The organism is Nitrobacter sp. MLSD-S21 (genome assembly GCF_058809865.1).
Window position 1 is genome coordinate 1 of sequence record NZ_JBXASZ010000028.1, and the last position, 511, is coordinate 511.

Annotated in this window: 1 protein-coding gene; it reads left to right on the forward strand. The window is 66.9% G+C overall.

Going from position 1 to position 511, the window contains the following annotated elements:
• Positions 1 to 482, forward strand: a 482-nt coding sequence (gene exbB, locus AC1RT6_RS21230) for a tonB-system energizer ExbB (protein ID WP_493029661.1), incomplete at its 5' end; no start/stop codon positions are given.
• Positions 483 to 511: the final 29 nt, after the last annotated feature.

The window sequence follows — 511 nt, forward strand, 5'->3', positions numbered from 1 at the left end:
GCGTGCTGGCGTCGTTGCTGGCGTCGGCGATGCACGAGGCGCGGCTGTCGGCCGGAATTTCCAGCGACGCCGGCATCAAGGAGAGAGCGGCGTCGAACTTCGCTGAAATCGTCCGCGCTGAATCCCGCCGCATCCGGCTCGGCATGGGTCTGCTTGCGACGATCGGCGCGACGTCCCCGTTCGTTGGTCTGTTCGGCACCGTATGGGGCATCATGAACAGCTTCATCGGGATTTCGAAGTCGCAGACCACGAACCTCGCGGTGGTGGCGCCCGGCATCGCCGAGGCGCTGCTGGCGACGGCGCTCGGTCTGGTCGCGGCGATTCCCGCGGTCATCATCTACAATCACTTCGCACGCGTGACGAAAGGCTACGTCGAGCTGGTCAGCCGCGCATCGGGATCGGCCGGCCGGTTGCTGTCGCGCGATCTTGATCGCACGCATGTCGGTTCGATCGGCGGGGCGCGGTCGCGCGCGGCGGAGTAGGCGATGGGCGCATCGATTGCAGAAGGCGG